This window comes from Peribacillus sp. SIMBA_075, from assembly GCF_046534585.1.
Genome location: NZ_JAWRYN010000874.1, coordinates 1 through 262 on the forward strand (window position 1 = coordinate 1; position 262 = coordinate 262).

Below are 262 nucleotides of genomic sequence, written 5' to 3' on the forward strand. Positions count from 1 at the left end.
GTTCCACTTGGATTTATCTTAATCCGTTTATTCGCAAAACCTTCGTATGAAGCAGGTGTATCAATTAGGTCAAGAAAACTTAGTTCTGCATCATCGGCAAGCGATCCACTAACAAGCTCAAATTGACCTTCTTTAAAAATATAAAGAGTTGGTTTATTTGATTGGGATTCATCGCTTAAAACAGCATAAATAGCTCCTTCTTGTCCATTTATAAGCTTTGCCTTACTTTCAACAACAAGGATTGCTTCTTTTCCAGCTATGT

At 35.9% G+C, this 262-nt stretch carries 1 protein-coding gene; it reads right to left on the minus strand.

Translation table 11 applies throughout. The features are described 5' to 3' along the window. The coding region (locus SB775_RS30740; protein ID WP_410865050.1) for a hypothetical protein at window positions 1-262 on the minus strand (262 nt) is incomplete at both ends.